We start from the raw sequence: 16,318 nt of genomic DNA on the forward strand, positions 1-16,318 counted from the left end.
CTATCGCCGGTTCCGTCCTCTTGTTTGCACCCGGACCACCCGGTCGTCATCCGTCGGATCGATCAGCTGCATCGCATAACGCCGTGCCGCGCCATCGGCCTCATGAACCGCGGCAAGCTCGCCGAGCGGTCCGCTGGGTACGCGGCTCAGCGTCTGCTCGACAATCCGGGTAATATCGAGGAACCCGATACGACCGTTCAGGAATGCGTCGACAGCGACCTCGTTGGCGGCGTTCAGGATAGTAGGTGCGCTGCCCCCGCTTTGCAAGGCTTGCCGCGTCAGGTTAAGGGCGGGAAAACGAGCAAAATCAGGCACTTCAAAGGTCAATCTGGCAATCGCAGCCAGATCCAGTCGGGCCGCCGGGGTCGCCATCCGGCCCGGCCAGGCCAGCGCCACCGAGATGGGGGTCCGCATGTCCGGCGTACCCAGCTGGGCCAACACGGAGCCGTCCACATAGGAGACCATGCTGTGGATCACCGACTGGGGGTGGATCAGCACCTCGATCTTGGTCTCCGGCACCGAGAACAGGAAGCTGGCCTCGATCAGTTCCAGTCCCTTGTTCATCAGGGTGGCGGAGTCGACGGAAATCTTCGCGCCCATGCTCCAGACTGGATGGGCGATGGCCTGGGCCGGCGTCACCTCACGCATTTCGCTGAGGTTCAGAGTGCGGAACGGCCCACCCGAAGCAGTGAGAATGATCCTGTCGATGCTATCGGGATTGTCGAAATCGAAGACCTGGAAGATCGCGTTATGCTCGGAATCGACCGGCAGGATGGTGGCGCCATGCAACGCAGCCTCACGCATCACCAGAGGCCCGGCGCAGACCAGGCTTTCCTTGTTGGCGAGCGCGACCAGCGCACCACGACGGACCGCGGCCAGCGTCGGTTCGAGCCCCGCGGCGCCGACGATGGCCGCCATGACCAGATCGGCTGGGCGATCCGCTGCCTCGACGATTGCGGCCACGCCTGCTGCAGTCTCGACGCCGCTGCCGGCCAGGCGCTGGCGCAGTTCCGGCAGTAGAGCCTCGTCGCCGATCACGGCCAGTTTCGCCTTCAGGCTCACCGCCTGCTCGGCCAGCAGAGAAACATTGCTCTGCGCCGTCAGTGCCTCGATTGGGAAACGCTCGGGTTCCCGTGCAATGAGGTCGACCGTCGAGCGGCCAACCGAACCGGTCGAGCCCAGAATGGTGATGCTGCGCGATGCATTATTGCTCAGCCCCATAGCACCCTCCCCGACAGCAGATCCCACGCAGCAATGAATGGCGCGGCAAACAACAGGCCATCCAGCCGATCCAGCACACCGCCATGACCGGGAATGAGCTGGCTGGAATCCTTGGCACCGAAGTAGCGCTTCACGGCAGACTCCATGAAGTCGCCAGCCTGTGCCACAACGGCGGTCAGTGCAGCGAGCGCGGCCAACATGAGTGCCGGCATGGCAGGATCGAGACTGGCAACAACGCCACCTGCGATACCGGCGCTGACCATGCCGCCCAGCAGGCCGGCCCAGGTCTTGTTGGGCGAGATACGCGGAATCAGTTTCGGTCCGCCGATTGTACGGCCAGCCGCATAGGCGCCGGTATCGGTGGCCCAGACAGCACAGAACAGCCAGAAGACGATATGACGACCAATCTCCGGCGTCTGGCGTAGCCAGATCAGCGCAGCGCAAGGCAGGATCACATAGACCAGCCCCAGCAATATCCAGAGCGGTCCGCGCGTCCATACGGCAGGCTGGGTTGTCGCCTGTCGCGGGAAACGCCACCACTCCCACAGCATCGCTATGCCGGCCAGCACGACCAACGCCGTGAAAGCAATGCCACCGACCCAGACGGCGCCAACCGCGACAGGCAGCATCACCGCCGCTGAAAGGATGCGGAGCTGCAAACTGCTGAGCGTACCGGAAGCCATGCGGGTTGCGATTACTCGCTGGCGCCGTAGCGACGTTCGCGGCGCTGGAATTCGGAGACAGCGTCGGCCAGATCCTGCGCGGAGAAATCCGGCCAGAGTTTGTCGATGAAGATCAACTCGCTGTAGGCCGTCTGCCAGAGCAGGAAATTCGACAGCCGCTGTTCGCCGCTGGTACGGATCACCAGATCTGGATCCGGAATACCGGCCGTCTCCAGATTGCTTTCCAGCACCTGCGCATTGATCTCCGATGGCTGCAGCTTACCGGCCGCCACCTGCTCGGCGATGCGACGCGTTGCGGTGATGATTTCATCCTGGCCGCCATAGCTGAGCGCAATCGTCAGTGTCAGCGTGCGATTGTCACGGGTCTTGGCCTCTGAGTCGGCGATCAGTTGCACAATATCGGGGGCCAGCTTGGCGCGGTCGCCAATCATGCGGATGCACACGCCGTTACGCGACAGGTCGTCCAGTTCGCGGCGAATGAACAGGCGCAACAGGTCCATCAGGCCCGCGACTTCTGTTTCCGGACGCTTCCAGTTCTCGGACGAAAACGCGTAGAGCGTCAGGTATTCGATGCGCAGATTGCGGCAGGCACGCACGACGTCGCGCACTGTATCGATCCCCTGCCGATGCCCCAGGTTACGCGGCAGCCCGCGCGCCTTCGCCCAGCGGCCATTGCCATCCATGATGATGGCAACGTGGCGTGGCGGCGACGGCGAAAGCGCCTGCGATGCAGCGGGCTGCGACATACTAGACCTGCAAGACCTCCTTGGTCTTCTGGGCAAGCATATCGTCGATCTTCTTGGTCGCGTCGTCGGTCAGTTTCTGGATCTCGTCCTGATACATTTTGACGTCGTCCTCACCGAGGTCGCCGTCCTTCTCCGACTTCTTCAGATTGTCCATGCCGTCGCGGCGTACGCCGCGCACCGCCACTTTGGCCTGCTCGGCATACTGGCCGGCAACCTTGGTCAGCTCCTTGCGGCGCTGCTCATTCAGCTCGGGGATCGGAATACGGATCAGGGTGCCGTCGGCCTGCGGATTAAGGCCCAGACCGCTGGCGGCGATGGCCTTCTCGATAGCCTTCACGTTGCTCTTGTCCCAGACCTGCACGCTGATCATGCGCGGCTCGGGAACACTGACGGTGCCGATCTGGTTGATCGGCATCATGCTGCCGTAAACCTCGACGCGGACGGGGTCGAGCATGCTGATGCTGGCGCGCCCGGTGCGCAGGCCGGCATATTCATGCTTCAGCACCTCAATTGCCTTGCCCATACGCCGTTCGATGTCGTCGATATCAGGTTCGGCCACTACCTGCTCCCGTCTTTTTTGTTAGATAGATCAATAGCCTAACGGCTGTTTCGCAGCTTATTCGCCGGTGATGGTGGTGCACCGCCCGGTGCCGGCCAGCACTTTGGCGAAGCCGCCCGCCTCGTGCAAGGAGAACACCAGGATCGGAATACGGTTTTCCCGCGCCAGGCTGATCGCCGAAGCGTCCATCACTTTCAGATCCTGTTGCAGCACATCAAGATAGGTCAGCGTCTCATAGCGGGTCGCAGACTTGTCCTTCTTCGGGTCGGCACTGTAGACGCCATCCACCTGGGTACCCTTGAGCAGCGCGTCGCAGCCCATCTCGGCAGCGCGCAGCGCGGCGGCAGTGTCGGTGGTGAAGAACGGGTTGCCGGTGCCGGCGGCAAAGATCACCACGCGGCCCTTCTCCATGTGGCGGATGGCGCGGCGGCGGATATAGGGTTCGCAGACCGTATCCATGCGGATAGCCGACATGACGCGGCTCGGCACGCCATGGCTTTCCAGCGCATGCTGCAACGCCAGTGCGTTGATCACAGTGGCCAGCATGCCCATATAGTCGGCCGAGGCGCGCTGCATGCCCTGGGTGGCGCCGGCAACGCCGCGGAAAATGTTACCGCCACCGATCACCAGACAGACCTCGCCGCCCAGCTGGTGCACCGCCTTGATCTCGGCAGTGATGCGGTCGACCGTCTCGAAGTCGATGCCATACGGGGTGGGCCCCATCAGGGCTTCGCCCGAGCATTTCAGCAGGACGCGACGGTATTTCATGGTCATGGATTTTCCTCGGACGGCGGCCTTGGCTGCGGGGGCGCGCCAAGGGATGACGGAAACAGGGCGATTCTGTGGCGAAGGTTATATCACGGCCGGGCCTCACCGGCAGGTCGCCGGCCGAACCGGCGCTGCTGCAGGCGTAAAAAAAAAGGGGGGCATTGCCCCCCTTTTTCCTTAATCCTGCTGCGACCGGTCAGCCGGCCATCTTGGCGACTTCGGCGGCAAAATCGTCGGTTTTCTTCTCGATACCCTCGCCAAGCTGGAAGCGGACGAAGCCAACGATCTCGATCGGTGCACCGGCATCCTTGGCAGCCTTCTCGACTGCCTTGCCCACCGGAGTCTCGCCGTCGATCACGAAGGTCTGCTCGAGCAGCACCACTTCCTGATAGAACTTGCGGATACGGCCTTCCACCATCTTGGCGATGATGTCGGCCGGCTTGCCCGAACCGGCAGCCTGCTCGGTCAGCACGGTACGCTCACGCTCCACCAGGCTTTGATCGAGATCCTTGGTGCTCAGTGACTGCGGATTGGCGGCGGCGACATGCATGGCCACCTGCTTGCCGATCTGCTCCACCACTTCGCGCTTGCCGGTCGACTTCAGCGCAACCAGCACGCCCAACTTGCCGAGGCCTTCGGCCAGCGCGCCGTGGACGTAGGATACGACCACGCCGCCGTCGACGGTCAGCTTCTTGGCGCGACGCAGCGTCATGTTCTCGCCGATGGTGGCGATGGCATGGGTCACTTCGTCCTTCACGTTACGGCTGCTGCCCGGGAAGGCCGCAGCTTCGATGGTTGCAACGTCGTCGCCCGCGGTCAGCGCCACGGCGGCAACGCCGCTCGCCAACGCCTGGAACTGCGGGTTGCGGCCGACGAAGTCGGTCTCGGAGTTCACTTCGACGATGGCCCCGGAATTGTCCTTCACGGCAACCGCGACCAGACCTTCGGCGGCAACACGGCCGGCCTTCTTGGAAGCGGCCGACAGGCCCTTCTTGCGCAGCCAGTCGATCGCAGCATCCAGGTCGCCGCCGTTCTCGGCCAGCGCCTTCTTGCAATCCATCATGCCCGCGCCGGTCTTCTCGCGCAGATCCTTCACCAGGGCCGCAGTAATCTCAGCCATGTAATTTCTCCAATGTCATTGAACCGTCGTGAACGGTCGTGTCACAGAAACGGCTGCGGCGCCCCGTCGGAATCGACACAGGCGCCGCGACCGCAATGGATCAGGCTTTAAGCCTGGGCCGCAGCGCCTTCGGCGTCTGCCTGCGGAATCTGTTCCGCCGGCGTCTCGTCGCCAGCACCGAGGTCGGCACCGGTTTCGGTCAGAAGTTCCTCGTGGCCACTCAGCACGGCGAGCGAGAACAGGTCGCAGTACAGGTTGATGGCGCGCAGCGCGTCATCATTGCCCGGCACCGGGAAGGTAATGCCCTGCGGATCCGAGTTGGAGTCGAGGATCGCGACCACCGGGATACCCAGCGTGCGGGCTTCAGCGATGGCGATGTCTTCCTTGACGGTATCGATCACAATCATGATCGCCGGCAGGCCGCCCATGTCCTTGATGCCGCCCAGCGCACGATCAAGCTTCTCGCGCTCGCGGGTCAGGTTCAGAACTTCCTTCTTGGTCAGGCCGGAGGTGCCCTGTTCGCCCGAACCCAGCAACTCTTCCAGTTCCTTGAGGCGCTTGATCGACTGGGAGATGGTCTTCCAGTTGGTCAGCATGCCGCCGAGCCAGCGATGGTTCACGTAGTACTGGCCGCACTTGGCGGCAGCTTCCGCGATCGCTTCCGAAGCCTGGCGCTTGGTGCCGACGAACAGCACCTTGCCGCCGCCGGCAACGGTGTCACGCACCGCCTGCAGGGCACGATGCAGCAGCGGAACGCTCTGCTGCAGATCGATGATGTGAATGTTGTTGCGATCTCCGAAGAGATACGACTTCATCTTCGGATTCCAGCGGTGGGTCTGGTGTCCGAAATGTACGCCAGCTTCGATCAGCTGACGCATGGTAAAGGTCGGCAGGGTCATCCTATGTCCTTCTCCGGTTAGGCCGCCGCAGGCACGTCCATGATTCCGTCGTGGGTGGAACCGGGACACCGGAACGCCGTATCGGGATGTCTCCCCGATAACCGCGTACGCCTGCGTGTGGGTTTGAGTGCGCGCCTTTTAGCCCGTTCGCAACGGCATTGCAACCGGCCTTTGACGCCCTTCCGTTCCCCCATCTGTCGCGCCTCGCTGAGGGGACTGGCGTTAACCCTGTTCCACAGGGGTTATCAACACGATTTTCCGTGTAGAGACAAATAGATACTGGCGCCTCACATGGCGGCATGGTCATATGCCGCCATGTCGGACGCGGTGGTGCATCAGAAAGATCTGGACCCCCTGATCGCCGGCCACGAGCGTTTTGCCCGTGGCATGCGGGGCGGTCTCAGGCTCAACTTGCAGTTTCGGGACGCCTCGGGCCTCAACTTTGCCAACCGCGACCTGCGCGAGGCGACTATGGTCGGCGGTCGCTTCAACGCCGCCGTATTCAAGTTCGCCAAGCTGGCCGGCGCCAATTTCTACGGCGCGACTCTCGAAATGGCCGATCTCTCCTCTGCCGACCTGACGCGCTCCGATCTGCGCGGTGCCATCCTGCGCGGCGCGATCCTGGAATTCGCTGATCTGTCCGGCGCCGATCTGCGCGACGGCCGGCTGCTGCGGCCCGATGAAGACGGCAACCTGGTGCCGATTTCGGTCGGTGGTGCAGTGACTGAAAAAGCGCATATGACCCATTCCAAGATGGTGGGTGCCAAGCTCGGCCGCCTGATGAGCCAGCAGGCCGATCTCAGCCATGCCAATCTGGCCAATGCACGGCTGATCGATGCTGATCTGTCCAATTCCGATCTGCGCGGCGCAATCTTCGTCGGCGCCGACCTGACCAACACCAATATGAGCGGCTGCAGCCTGTCGGGCGCGGTGCTGGCCGGCGCCATGCTCAACGGCACCAATTTCGACGGCGCGGATCTGGCGGGTTCGTTTTTCCGGCAAAGCGAAATGCGTGACGCCCGGGTCTCTGGCGCGATGCTGCCCAAGGCGATTGCGGATCTGGACAAGCCGCTGCAGATCATCTTGCGCGAACACCTGGCCTGGACGGATTCGCTGGGCGCCAAAGGCCGTCGCGCCGATTTCAGCCGCATTGACATGTCCGGCGTCAAGCTGGCTCAGATCGACCTGTCGGCCGCGCTATTCATCCAGTCGACCCTGGTAGAAGCGGATTTCGGTGGCGCCAGCCTGACCATGTGCGACTTCACCGATGCCATGCTGCTGAACGGACAGTTTTCCAGTGCCGATATGCGCGGTGTGAAGCTCAGCGGCGCCAATCTGATCGGCGCGAACTTCCGCGGCGCCAAGCTGTCGCCCATGCCAATTTCGTCCCTTCATGGTAAACGCTGGCACACCAATCTCGAGAATGCCAATCTGAGCCAGTCCAATCTCAGTGCCTGCGATCTGGAAGGCGCCAACCTGACCCGTTGCATCCTGATGCATGCCGATATGCGCGACGCCAACCTGAAAGGGGCGAATTTCCGCGGCGCCGACCTGACCGGCGCAGATATGCGGGATGCCCAGGTTTCCGGGGCCGACTTTACCGGCGCCAGCGGCGTCAACCTGTCGTGAACTATTGGCGCCTATGCTAGCCTGGCCATAAAAGAACCTGAGACAGACCCTGCAGCATGAATAATCCCGTCAAGGTCATCGCCCAGTACGAAGTGGACGAGATGTTCGAGTCCCACGCCAATTACGTGCGCGGCGTGCGGGGCGGCAAGCGTATGGTGCTGCATTTCCGCGATGCCTCGCGCGTCGATTTCAGCGGCAAGGAACTCACCTCGGCCGATTTCGTCGGCAGCAAGCTGAACTATGCCGATTTCAGCCATGCGGCTCTTGTGGGATCTTCCTTCTTCGCCGCCGACATGCAGGGCGCCGATTTCCGCCGCGCCGACCTGACCAAGGCCGATCTGCGCGGCGTGAACCTGCGCAACGCCAATCTCGAAGCCGCCAACCTGACCAATGCGGACATTCGCGATGGCGTGTTGCTGCGCCCGGATGAAGACGGCAACCTGATCGCCGTGCTGAAGCGCGCCACCTCCATCGACAATGCCAAGATGGCGGGCGCCAACCTCACCTCCGCCAAGCTCGGCAAGGTGGTTGGCCGCAACACCGATCTCAGCAACTGCAACTTCTCCAACGCCAAGCTGAACGGCGCGGACCTCTCCGGCTCGAACCTGTCCGGCTGCCTGTTCACCGGCGCCGACCTCACCGCTTCGAACCTGTCGCACTGCATCCTGCACGGCTCGGTGCTGGCCGGTGCCGTGCTGAACGAAACCAATTTCGAAGGCGCCGACCTGACGGCTGCCTATTTCCGCCCGATCGATCTACGCGACGCCGATGTCACCAAGGCGATCATGCCGCGTAGCCTCGAAAGCCTCGACCGCTCGCTGCAGTTCATCGTCAAGGAACATCTGACCTGGATCGAGACGCTCGGCAAGCAGGGCATGCGGGTGGATTTCAGCCGCTACGATCTCTCCGACCTCAAGCTGACCAACATCAATTTCTCGGCCGGCGATTTCTCCTACGCCATCCTGCGCAATACCGATTTCTCCGGCTCGCGTTTCGTGCTGTCGGACCTGCGCGGCGCGATGATGCTGAATGCCAATTTCGCCACCTGCAACCTGCAGGGCGCGAAGTTCGACCGCGCCATCATGACCAATGCCGACTTCCGCGGCGCGAAGCTTTCGACCGTCAGCATTTCGGGTGCGATGCACCGCCGCCAGTCAGCATCCTTGCAGGAATGCAATCTGACGCAGGCCAAGTTCCAGGGCGCCGATCTGGAAGGGGCGGTGTTCAACCGCTCTATCCTGACGCTGACCGATTTCCGTAGCGCCAACCTGCGCGGCTGCTCCTTCCTCGATGCCGACCTGACCAATGCGGACTTGCGCGGTGCCGATCTGGAAGGCGCCGATCTGCGCGGCGCCATCGGCTTCAAGCTGCCGAAGCCGAGCGTGGAAAAGGCTGAGGACTAAGCCACCGCCCCCTCCTCTTCCATCGCTGGCGGCAATGCCGTCAATGCGGGCATCTGCGACAGGAGAATGACGGCCAGTTGCACGCCATAGCCCACGACCGCCAGCCAGATCGCCGCCTCCAGCCCAAATCTTTCGCCGACTGCGCCGCCGACCAGCGCGCCGAGCGGTCGCATGCCAAGTGTCGCCACCTGCTGGACCGCGCTGACGCGGCCGATCAGGCGCAGCGGTACGATGGCCTGCCGCAAACTGGTCTGGCCGATGGTCCACAGCATCGGACCGAAACCGAACAGGAAGAAGCCCGACACCAGCAATGTGAATGCTGTGCTCTCTGCCGCCATCGTCGCTGCGCCGATGGCAAAGGCGGCGAACAGCGACGTTGCCGGCCCAAGGATGATCATGACGCCGAGCCGCAGCCGCGCATGGATGGTCGGCGCCGCCAGTGCGGCCAGCAGCATACCCAGTCCCTGCGCACCAAGCGCGATGCCAACCTGTGCTGGCGTCAGGCCCAGCGTGTTGACGGCAAACAGCACGAACACCGCCATCAGCACGAACCAGCTGAAATTCCACGCCATGGCGCAGCAGGCAATCGCACGCAGCAGCGGGTGCCGCCACACCACGACCAGTCCTTCGGCCAGTGCATGACGGATCGGCGGCCGTTCCGTCGTCGCCACATCGCGCCGCATGCCCGGTGTCAGCAGCAGCACTGCGGTCACGCCTGACGTGATCGCCGAGACCGCCAGCGCCCAGGCCGGCGTGGTCCAGCCGGCAATTGCGCCGGCGATGCCCGGCCCGAGAAAGACGGCAGCTGCACGGGTGAACTCGATCTTCGCATTGGCGGCCGGCAGGCCTTCGCGTGCCACGATGGCCGGCAGATAGGCCTGCGCCGCGACGTTGAACATCACCGTGCAGGCCGACAGCGCGAAACCGAGCAGCGCCAGGCTGACCAGATCGAGCCAGCCCGCAAAGGCCAGCAGCGGGACGAATACCAGCAACAGCGCGCGGCTCGCCTCGCTGCCGGCCATCAGTAGGTGGCGCGGCATGCGGTCGGCCCAGATGCCGGCCACCAGCGAAAACAGCAGGAACGGCAGGGTCTGGGCCGCCGACAGCGCGCCCATGGTCTCGGCCGTGGCGCCCAGGGTGAGCGCTGCCATCAGCGGGATAGCGGCCATGGCGAGCTGCTCGGCGCCATTTGCGGCTAGGTTGGCGAAGGACAGGCGGTTGAGAGGCGTCATGGTCGGCTCCTTTGGCCGCCAGACTTAAGCCTTTGGTTTTTCTGGAACTATCCGGAGCTTGCGCTGTCATGCGACGGAATCCTGTGACCGGGATCACCGGTTACCGGCTATTTCATGGACAGGATCGTCCAATAATCATATTGAATGGCTCGCCTCCCTCTCCGGACCCGGATCATGACCAAGAAAAAGACCATTCTCTCCGCCGTCGCCCTCGTGGCTGTTGCCGGCGCCGCCTATGGCGCCTGGCACTGGTGGAGCTACAGCCGTTTCATCGAAAGCACCGACAACGCCTATATCGGCGCCGACATCACCGTCGTGGCGCCGAAGGTGACCGGCTACATCACCAATATGGCCGTGACCGACAACCAGCAGGTCAGGGCCGGCACGGTGCTGTTCGAAATCGACGCCAGCGATTACCGCGCCAAGGTGGCACAGGCCGCCGCCGCCGTGCAGGCGCGCCGCGCCGCCCTCGATGTAATCGATAAGCAGATCGCCAGCCAACATGCGGCCATCGCCGAGGCCGATGCTTCGCTGCGCAGCACCCGCGCAGACCAGCAGCGCAGCGACGAAGACCTGAAACGCTACCGCGCGCTGGCCGCCTCCAACTACGTCTCCAACCAGAAACTGGAAATCGCCCAGACCGACCAGCGCAAGGCGCGCGCCGCCGTCGACCGCGCCGAAGCCGCGCGTACGATGGAGCAGAACCAGACCGGGGTGCTGCAGGCCAACCGCGCCCAGGCGATGGCGCAGATCGCCCAGGCCGAAGCCGACCTCGCAGCCGCGAAACTCGATCTCGACAACACCGTGGTGCGCGCCGCCGTCGACGGCGTGATCGGCAACCGAACCGGCCAGACCGGCCAGTATGTGAAGCCCGGCACGCAGATCATGGTGATCGTGCCGACCGATGAGCTTTACGTCGTTGCCAATTTCAAGGAGACGCAGCTGAACGGCATGAAGCCCGGCCAGAGCGCCGTGCTACATGTCGACGCTTTCCCCGATCTGAAGATCAAGGGCCGCATCGAGAGCTTCGCGCCCGCCTCGGGTGCCAAGTTCAGCCTGCTGCCGCCGGATAACGCGACCGGCAACTTCACCAAGATCGTGCAGCGTGTGCCGGTGAAACTGATCATCGACAAGGCCGAGGACAATCCGCCGCTGGTGCCCGGCATGTCGGTCGTCGTCGATATCGACAAGCGCAGCCAGGCCGCGACCCAGACCGCCGCCAAGTAACATGTCTGCTTCTGCAGCCACCATGGATGCGATGCCGCAGCAGCCTGCGGCACCTGCCCTGCCGAAGGGCCGCATGATCGGCTATTTCGCCATGGTGCTCGGCATGTTCATGGCGATCCTGGATATTCAGATCGTGTCATCGTCGCTGACCGAGATCCAGGCCGGCCTGTCTGCCTCGGCCGACGAGATCAGCTGGGTGCAAACCAGCTACCTGATCGCCGAAGTGATCATGATCCCGTTCAGCGGCTATCTCTCCCGGCTGCTGTCCACGCGCGTGCTGTTCACCATCTCGGCCGCCAGCTTCACGCTGGCCAGCATTGGCTGCGCCATGGCGAACAATCTGGAAACCATGATCGTGCTGCGCGCGCTGCAGGGCTTCCTCGGCGGCGCGATGATCCCGACCGTCTTCGCCACCACCTACATGATCTTCCCGCGCAACAAGATGGCCGGCGCCACCGTGATAATCGGGCTGGTCGCGACGCTCGCGCCGACGATTGGCCCGACGCTGGGCGGCTACCTCACGCAGCTGTTCTCCTGGCACTGGCTGTTCCTGATCAACATCATCCCGGGCATCGTGGTGATCGCGCTGGTCTGGAACTTCATGGATATCGACAAGCCGGACTATTCGCTGATCAGGGGCTTCGACTATGCCGGACTGACCGGCCTGGCGCTGTTCCTCGGCAGCCTAGAATACGTGCTGGAAGAAGGCACCCGCAAGGACTGGTTCGCCGACGAGGCAATGCGCTGGTTCGCACTGGTCAGTTTGATCGGCGCGCTGGTTTTCTTCTGGCGCAGCCTGACCTACCGCAATCCCATCGTCGATCTGAAGGCCTTCCGCAACCGCAACTTCGCCACCGGCTGCCTGTTCAGTCTCACCATCGGTGTTGGCCTCTATGGGCTGGTCTACCTGCTGCCGCTGTATCTCGGTCGCGTGCAGGGCCTGAACAGCTTGCAGATTGGCGAGATCATGTTCATCACCGGCGTGGCGCAATTCTGCTCGGCGCCGCTGGCCGGCTTCCTGGCCCGCCGCTCGCCAGATCCGCGTCCCGTGCTGGCCTTCGGCTTCGCGCTGCTCGCTGCCAGCACCTGGATGATGAGCGGCCTGACCGGCGACTGGAAATTCGACGAGCTTCTCATTCCGCAGATCATGCGCGGCGCCGCGCTGATGTTCTGCATCGTGCCGATCAACGTGATCGCACTCGGCACCCTGCCGCAGCATGAACTGAAGAATGCCAGCGGGCTTTACAACCTGACGCGCAACCTCGGCGGCGCCTTCGGTTTAGCTGGCATCAACACGATCATGACCGAGCGCACCAATTTCCACTGGAACCGGATGGTCGACTTCATCAATCCCGGCCGCTGGGAAGTGCAGCAGTATATCGACAGTATTGGCGGCATGCTCGGCGACCGCAGCCCGGCCGACCAGACCCAGCTGGCGATCAAGATGCTGACCAACAAGGTGCAGGGCCAGGCCTATTTGATGAGTTTCATCGACATCTTCACCCTGCTCAGTTTATTGTTCGGTATCGCTGCCATCGCCGTGGTGCTGGCGCAGAAGCCGAAGCAGGCCCCGGCGCCGGGAGACGCGCATTGAACAGGCTGTCGCCCAAACGCGGACGTCCCGTCGATCCTGCCAAACGCGCGGCGATACTGGAAACCGCGCGCGAGCTGTTTTTCGAGCATGGTTATGGCGTCGGACTTGAGACGATTGCCGCTCGCGCCGGCGTCTCGCGCCAGACCATCTACAACCTGTTTGAGTCGAAGGACGATTTGTTCGCGGCCATCGTGCAGGAAAGCTCGAGCCAGATCACGGCAGCACTTGCGGAACTGACGCCGGAATCGACACCGCGCGATGTGCTGACCGCACTGGGTGTCGGCTTCCTGAGCAAGATCCTGTCCAACCGCGCTGTGCAGTTCCAGCGCCTGCTGATCGGCTCCGCGGCCAGCTTCCCGACCCTGGGCCCCACCTTCTACGCCAACGGCCCGGGCCGTGGTCTCGCCCGGCTCGCCGCCTATCTCGACCGCGAAACCGGCGCGAAACGGCTGGCGGTCAGCGATCCGGTCCTGGCGGCCGAGCAGTTCTTCGGCATGCTCATGGGCCATCGCAGCATGCGGCGTACACTCCGCATCGATGGCGAGATGCCGGCCGAGGAAATCCGCCGCCGCGTCGATGCCGCGGTCGGCGCGTTTTTACGCGCCTACGGAGTTTAGTTCTCCAGAGATTTCGACGCGATCTCGTAGACGTCGCGCGACAGGTTCGGCTTGGCCAGCACGCGCCGCAGCTCGGCCTTCATCTTCTCCTGTCGGCCCGGATCGAAACGCCGCCAGCGCCCCAGCGGTGCCAGCAGTCTGGCTGCCACCTGCGGATTGATCGGCTCCAGTTCCAGCATGCGATCGGCATGGAAGGCATAACCTGAGCCATCGGCTGCGTGATAGCGCAGCGCATTGGCTGTGAAGGCGCCGATCAGCGACCGTACCTTGTTCGGCTTCTGCATCGAAAACGCCGGATGGGTCAGCAGCGACCGCACATTCTCCAACGTCTCGGGCAAAGCCGAGATGGCCTGCAGCATGAGCCATTTATCCAGCACCAGCGCGTCGTCGGCGAAGCGCCTATAGAAATCGGCCAGCGCCGCCTCGCGTTCCGGTCCGGCGATATCGACCAGCAGGCGCAGCGCCGCCGCGCGGTCGGTCATGTTGTCGGCTTTGGCATACTGCTCATGGATCAGTTTACGCAGGCCGGCGTCTTCATCGGCCAATTCCGACAGATAAGACAGCGCGGCATTCTTCAGTGCACGGCGACCAGCCGAGGTGGCATCCGGGCTGTAGGCGCCGGGCGTGGTGTTGCTGGCGTAGATGTTCTCGAACTGCTTGCGGTATGTCCGCACGATCTCCAGCCGCAACGCGCGTCGCGCGGCATGAATGCCCTCCACATCCACCACCGCCATGCGGTCGGCGATATAGTCTTCACTCGGCAAGGTGATGGCTTCGGCGATGAAAGCCGGTTCCAGCTTATTGTCACGCAGCGTCTGGCCGATCGCCTCAATGAAAGCCGGATCGAAAGGCTTCGACGGATCGGCGACGCGGGTCAGCAGCAACTCGGTGGCGTATTGCTGGCCGGCTTCCCAGCGCGCGAAGGCATCGCTGTCATGCGCCATCAGGAAGGCCTGCGCCTCGCCCGGTTGTTTCGCCTTCACGATCACCGGCGCGGAGAAACCGCGATTGAGCGAGATCGCCTTCGGCTCCGGCACGCTCTCGAATTTGAAGGTCTGCTTCGACGCGGTGACATTCAGAAGACCCGGTCGCGGCATCGCTGCCGCATCTGCTTTCAATGCAATATCTCGGCCCTGTGCATCCAGTAACCCGATACCAAGCGGCATCTGCATCGGCTGCTTGTCCGGCTGACCCGGCGTCGGCGGCACGGTCTGCGTCACCGTCAGTTCATAATCCCCACTCTTGTCGTCATAGCGGCCTTCGACCGCGACCTCCGGCGTACCGGCCTGGCTGTACCAGAGCTGGAACTGCCTCAGATCGACCATGTTGGCATCGGCCATGGCGGCGACAAACTGGTCGCAGGTCGCGGCTTCGCCGTCATGGCGCTCGACATAGAGCTTCATGCCCTTCTGGAAGCCGTCCTCGCCCAGCATGGTGTGGATCATGCGGATGACTTCCGAGCCCTTCTCATAGACCGTCGCCGTATAGAAATTGTCGATGGCGATATAGCTGTCGGGCCGGATCGGATGCGCGAGAGGTCCCGCATCCTCGGGGAACTGGCGACCGCGCAGCAGGCGCACATCCTGGATGCGCTTGACCGGACGCGAGCGCATGTCGGAGGTGAATTCCTGATCGCGGAAGACCGTCAGGCCTTCCTTCAGGCTGAGTTGGAACCAGTCGCGGCAGGTGATGCGGTTGCCGGTCCAGTTGTGGAAATATTCATGCGCCACGACAGCCTCGATGCCGGCATAGTCGGTATCGGTGGCGGTTTCGGGATCGGCCAGAATGTATTTGTCGTTGAAGACATTCAGGCTTTTGTTCTCCATCGCGCCCATATTGAAATCACTGACGGCGACGATATTGAACAGGTCGAGGTCGTATTCGAGATCGAAGCGCGTCTCGTCCCAGCGCATCGAGCGCTTCAGCGCATCCATCGCGTAAGCCGTGCGCGGCACCTTGCCGTGTTCGACGAAGATGCGCAGGGCCACCTTGCGGCCGCTGCGGGTGACGAACTCGTCCTCGTTGACGGCCAGATCGCCAGCGACCAGCGCGAAGAGATAGCACGGCTTCGGGAATGGATCGTGCCAGACGGCAAAATGCCGGCCATCCGACAGACTGCCCTCTTCCACCAGATTGCCGTTCGACAGCAGGACCGGATTGGCAGTCTTGTCTGCCCGGATGGTGACGCGGTAGGTCGACATCACATCAGGGCGATCCAGGAAATAGGTGATGCGGCGGAAACCCTGCGCCTCGCATTGCGTGCAGTAGACGCCGCTCGACTGGTACAGGCCCGACAGATGCGTGTTGCCCTTCGGATTGACCTTGGTTTCGATTTCCAGCGTGAAGGGCGCTGACGGCACGCTGGCGATGGTCAGGCCGTGTTCGTCGGCCGTGTAATCACCGGTCGCCAGTTTGCGGCCATTGAGGACGACGGACAGTAGCTCAAGGTCTTCGCCATCCAGCTTGAGCGGCGCGCCGGCTGATTGCGGCGCTATCGCCAGCCTTGACTTCACCCGCGTCGCCTCGGGCTGCAGATCGAATTCCAGTTCGACTGTCTCGATGCGGAAATCGGGGGCGCGATAATCCTTGCGATGAATCGCGGTCGGCTGCGCTGTCATGG

Annotated in this window: 14 protein-coding genes; 5 read left to right on the forward strand and 9 right to left on the reverse strand. The window is 63.0% G+C overall.

Annotated features, from left to right (window positions below; translation table 11 throughout):
• The 7 genes from CTR53_RS17115 to rpsB all read right to left on the reverse strand — a co-directional run bounded on the left by CTR53_RS17115 (position 1) and on the right by rpsB (position 5,996).
• On the reverse strand, positions 1-1,221 hold the full coding sequence (locus CTR53_RS17115; protein WP_290816238.1) for a 1-deoxy-D-xylulose-5-phosphate reductoisomerase: 1,221 nt from the start codon (positions 1,219-1,221) through the stop codon (positions 1-3).
• Positions 1,212-1,904, reverse strand: a complete 693-nt coding sequence (locus CTR53_RS17120; RefSeq protein ID WP_290816241.1) for a phosphatidate cytidylyltransferase — start codon at positions 1,902-1,904, stop codon at positions 1,212-1,214. The genes CTR53_RS17115 and CTR53_RS17120 overlap by 10 nt, the downstream gene beginning before the upstream one ends.
• An 11-nt stretch (positions 1,905-1,915) precedes the next feature.
• Positions 1,916-2,650, reverse strand: a complete 735-nt coding sequence (locus CTR53_RS17125) for an isoprenyl transferase (RefSeq protein ID WP_290816244.1) — start codon at positions 2,648-2,650, stop codon at positions 1,916-1,918.
• Position 2,651: 1 nt separating this feature from the next.
• Positions 2,652-3,173, reverse strand: a complete 522-nt coding sequence (gene frr / locus CTR53_RS17130) for a ribosome recycling factor (RefSeq protein ID WP_290816587.1) — start codon at positions 3,171-3,173, stop codon at positions 2,652-2,654.
• Between the two features lie 93 nt (positions 3,174-3,266).
• The gene (gene pyrH, locus CTR53_RS17135; protein ID WP_290816588.1) at positions 3,267-3,977 is read right to left on the reverse strand and encodes a UMP kinase; all 711 of its coding nucleotides are present in this window, start codon (positions 3,975-3,977) and stop codon (positions 3,267-3,269) included.
• 196 nt (positions 3,978-4,173) lie between these two features.
• Positions 4,174-5,097 carry a translation elongation factor Ts gene (gene tsf, locus CTR53_RS17140; RefSeq protein ID WP_290816248.1) on the reverse strand — a complete coding sequence of 308 codons (924 nt, stop codon included), beginning with the start codon at positions 5,095-5,097 and terminating at the stop codon, positions 4,174-4,176.
• A gap of 107 nt (positions 5,098-5,204) precedes the next feature.
• On the reverse strand, positions 5,205-5,996 hold the full coding sequence (gene rpsB, locus CTR53_RS17145; RefSeq protein ID WP_290816251.1) for a 30S ribosomal protein S2: 792 nt from the start codon (positions 5,994-5,996) through the stop codon (positions 5,205-5,207).
• 291 nt (positions 5,997-6,287) lie between these two features.
• Here rpsB and CTR53_RS17150 point away from each other — a divergent pair, with 291 nt between their 5' ends.
• Both CTR53_RS17150 and CTR53_RS17155 read left to right on the forward strand, forming a co-directional pair.
• The gene (locus CTR53_RS17150) at positions 6,288-7,625 is read left to right on the forward strand and encodes a pentapeptide repeat-containing protein (RefSeq protein ID WP_290816253.1); all 1,338 of its coding nucleotides are present in this window, start codon (positions 6,288-6,290) and stop codon (positions 7,623-7,625) included.
• A gap of 56 nt (positions 7,626-7,681) precedes the next feature.
• Positions 7,682-9,028, forward strand: coding sequence for a pentapeptide repeat-containing protein (locus tag CTR53_RS17155; RefSeq protein ID WP_290816256.1), 1,347 nt, complete (start codon positions 7,682-7,684; stop codon positions 9,026-9,028).
• Here CTR53_RS17155 and CTR53_RS17160 read toward each other — a convergent pair.
• Entirely contained in the window at positions 9,025-10,260 is a 1,236-nt protein-coding gene (locus tag CTR53_RS17160) for an MFS transporter (protein WP_290816258.1), read from the reverse strand. The genes CTR53_RS17155 and CTR53_RS17160 overlap by 4 nt on opposite strands.
• A gap of 174 nt (positions 10,261-10,434) precedes the next feature.
• On the opposite strand from CTR53_RS17160, the gene CTR53_RS17165 reads away from it, so the two are divergent.
• From CTR53_RS17165 to CTR53_RS17175, 3 genes are read left to right on the forward strand one after another with little or no spacing between them, the layout of a single operon-like run.
• Positions 10,435-11,487, forward strand: a complete 1,053-nt coding sequence (locus tag CTR53_RS17165) for an HlyD family secretion protein (RefSeq protein WP_290816261.1) — start codon at positions 10,435-10,437, stop codon at positions 11,485-11,487.
• Between the two features lies 1 nt (position 11,488).
• Positions 11,489-13,081, forward strand: coding sequence for a DHA2 family efflux MFS transporter permease subunit (locus CTR53_RS17170; RefSeq protein WP_290816264.1), 1,593 nt, complete (start codon positions 11,489-11,491; stop codon positions 13,079-13,081).
• A complete protein-coding gene (locus CTR53_RS17175) occupies positions 13,078-13,698 on the forward strand; it encodes a TetR/AcrR family transcriptional regulator (protein ID WP_290816268.1) in 621 nt (206 codons plus the stop codon). The genes CTR53_RS17170 and CTR53_RS17175 overlap by 4 nt, the downstream gene beginning before the upstream one ends.
• On the opposite strand, the gene pepN is transcribed toward CTR53_RS17175, so the two are convergent.
• Entirely contained in the window at positions 13,695-16,316 is a 2,622-nt protein-coding gene (gene pepN / locus CTR53_RS17180; RefSeq protein WP_290816272.1) for an aminopeptidase N, read from the reverse strand. The genes CTR53_RS17175 and pepN overlap by 4 nt on opposite strands.
• Positions 16,317-16,318 lie beyond the last annotated feature (2 nt).

This window comes from Ferrovibrio sp. (assembly GCF_002796975.1).
In the GTDB taxonomy this organism is placed as follows: Bacteria; Pseudomonadota; Alphaproteobacteria; order Ferrovibrionales; family Ferrovibrionaceae; genus Ferrovibrio.

Excerpts from the sequence above, each read along its gene's own strand:
- CTR53_RS17115 (WP_290816238.1), bottom strand. The coding sequence starts at position 1,221 with ATGGGGCTGAGCAATAATGCATCGCGCAGCATCACCATTCTGGGCTCG.
- CTR53_RS17120 (WP_290816241.1), bottom strand. The coding sequence starts at position 1,904 with ATGGCTTCCGGTACGCTCAGCAGTTTGCAGCTCCGCATCCTTTCAGCG.
- CTR53_RS17125 (WP_290816244.1), bottom strand. The coding sequence starts at position 2,650 with ATGTCGCAGCCCGCTGCATCGCAGGCGCTTTCGCCGTCGCCGCCACGC.
- frr (WP_290816587.1), bottom strand. The coding sequence starts at position 3,173 with ATGGGCAAGGCAATTGAGGTGCTGAAGCATGAATATGCCGGCCTGCGC.
- pyrH (WP_290816588.1), bottom strand. The coding sequence starts at position 3,977 with ATGAAATACCGTCGCGTCCTGCTGAAATGCTCGGGCGAAGCCCTGATG.
- tsf (WP_290816248.1), bottom strand. The coding sequence starts at position 5,097 with ATGGCTGAGATTACTGCGGCCCTGGTGAAGGATCTGCGCGAGAAGACC.
- rpsB (WP_290816251.1), bottom strand. The coding sequence starts at position 5,996 with ATGACCCTGCCGACCTTTACCATGCGTCAGCTGATCGAAGCTGGCGTA.
- CTR53_RS17150 (WP_290816253.1), top strand. The coding sequence starts at position 6,288 with ATGGCGGCATGGTCATATGCCGCCATGTCGGACGCGGTGGTGCATCAG.
- CTR53_RS17155 (WP_290816256.1), top strand. The coding sequence starts at position 7,682 with ATGAATAATCCCGTCAAGGTCATCGCCCAGTACGAAGTGGACGAGATG.
- CTR53_RS17160 (WP_290816258.1), bottom strand. The coding sequence starts at position 10,260 with ATGACGCCTCTCAACCGCCTGTCCTTCGCCAACCTAGCCGCAAATGGC.
- CTR53_RS17165 (WP_290816261.1), top strand. The coding sequence starts at position 10,435 with ATGACCAAGAAAAAGACCATTCTCTCCGCCGTCGCCCTCGTGGCTGTT.
- CTR53_RS17170 (WP_290816264.1), top strand. The coding sequence starts at position 11,489 with ATGTCTGCTTCTGCAGCCACCATGGATGCGATGCCGCAGCAGCCTGCG.
- pepN (WP_290816272.1), bottom strand. The coding sequence starts at position 16,316 with ATGACAGCGCAGCCGACCGCGATTCATCGCAAGGATTATCGCGCCCCC.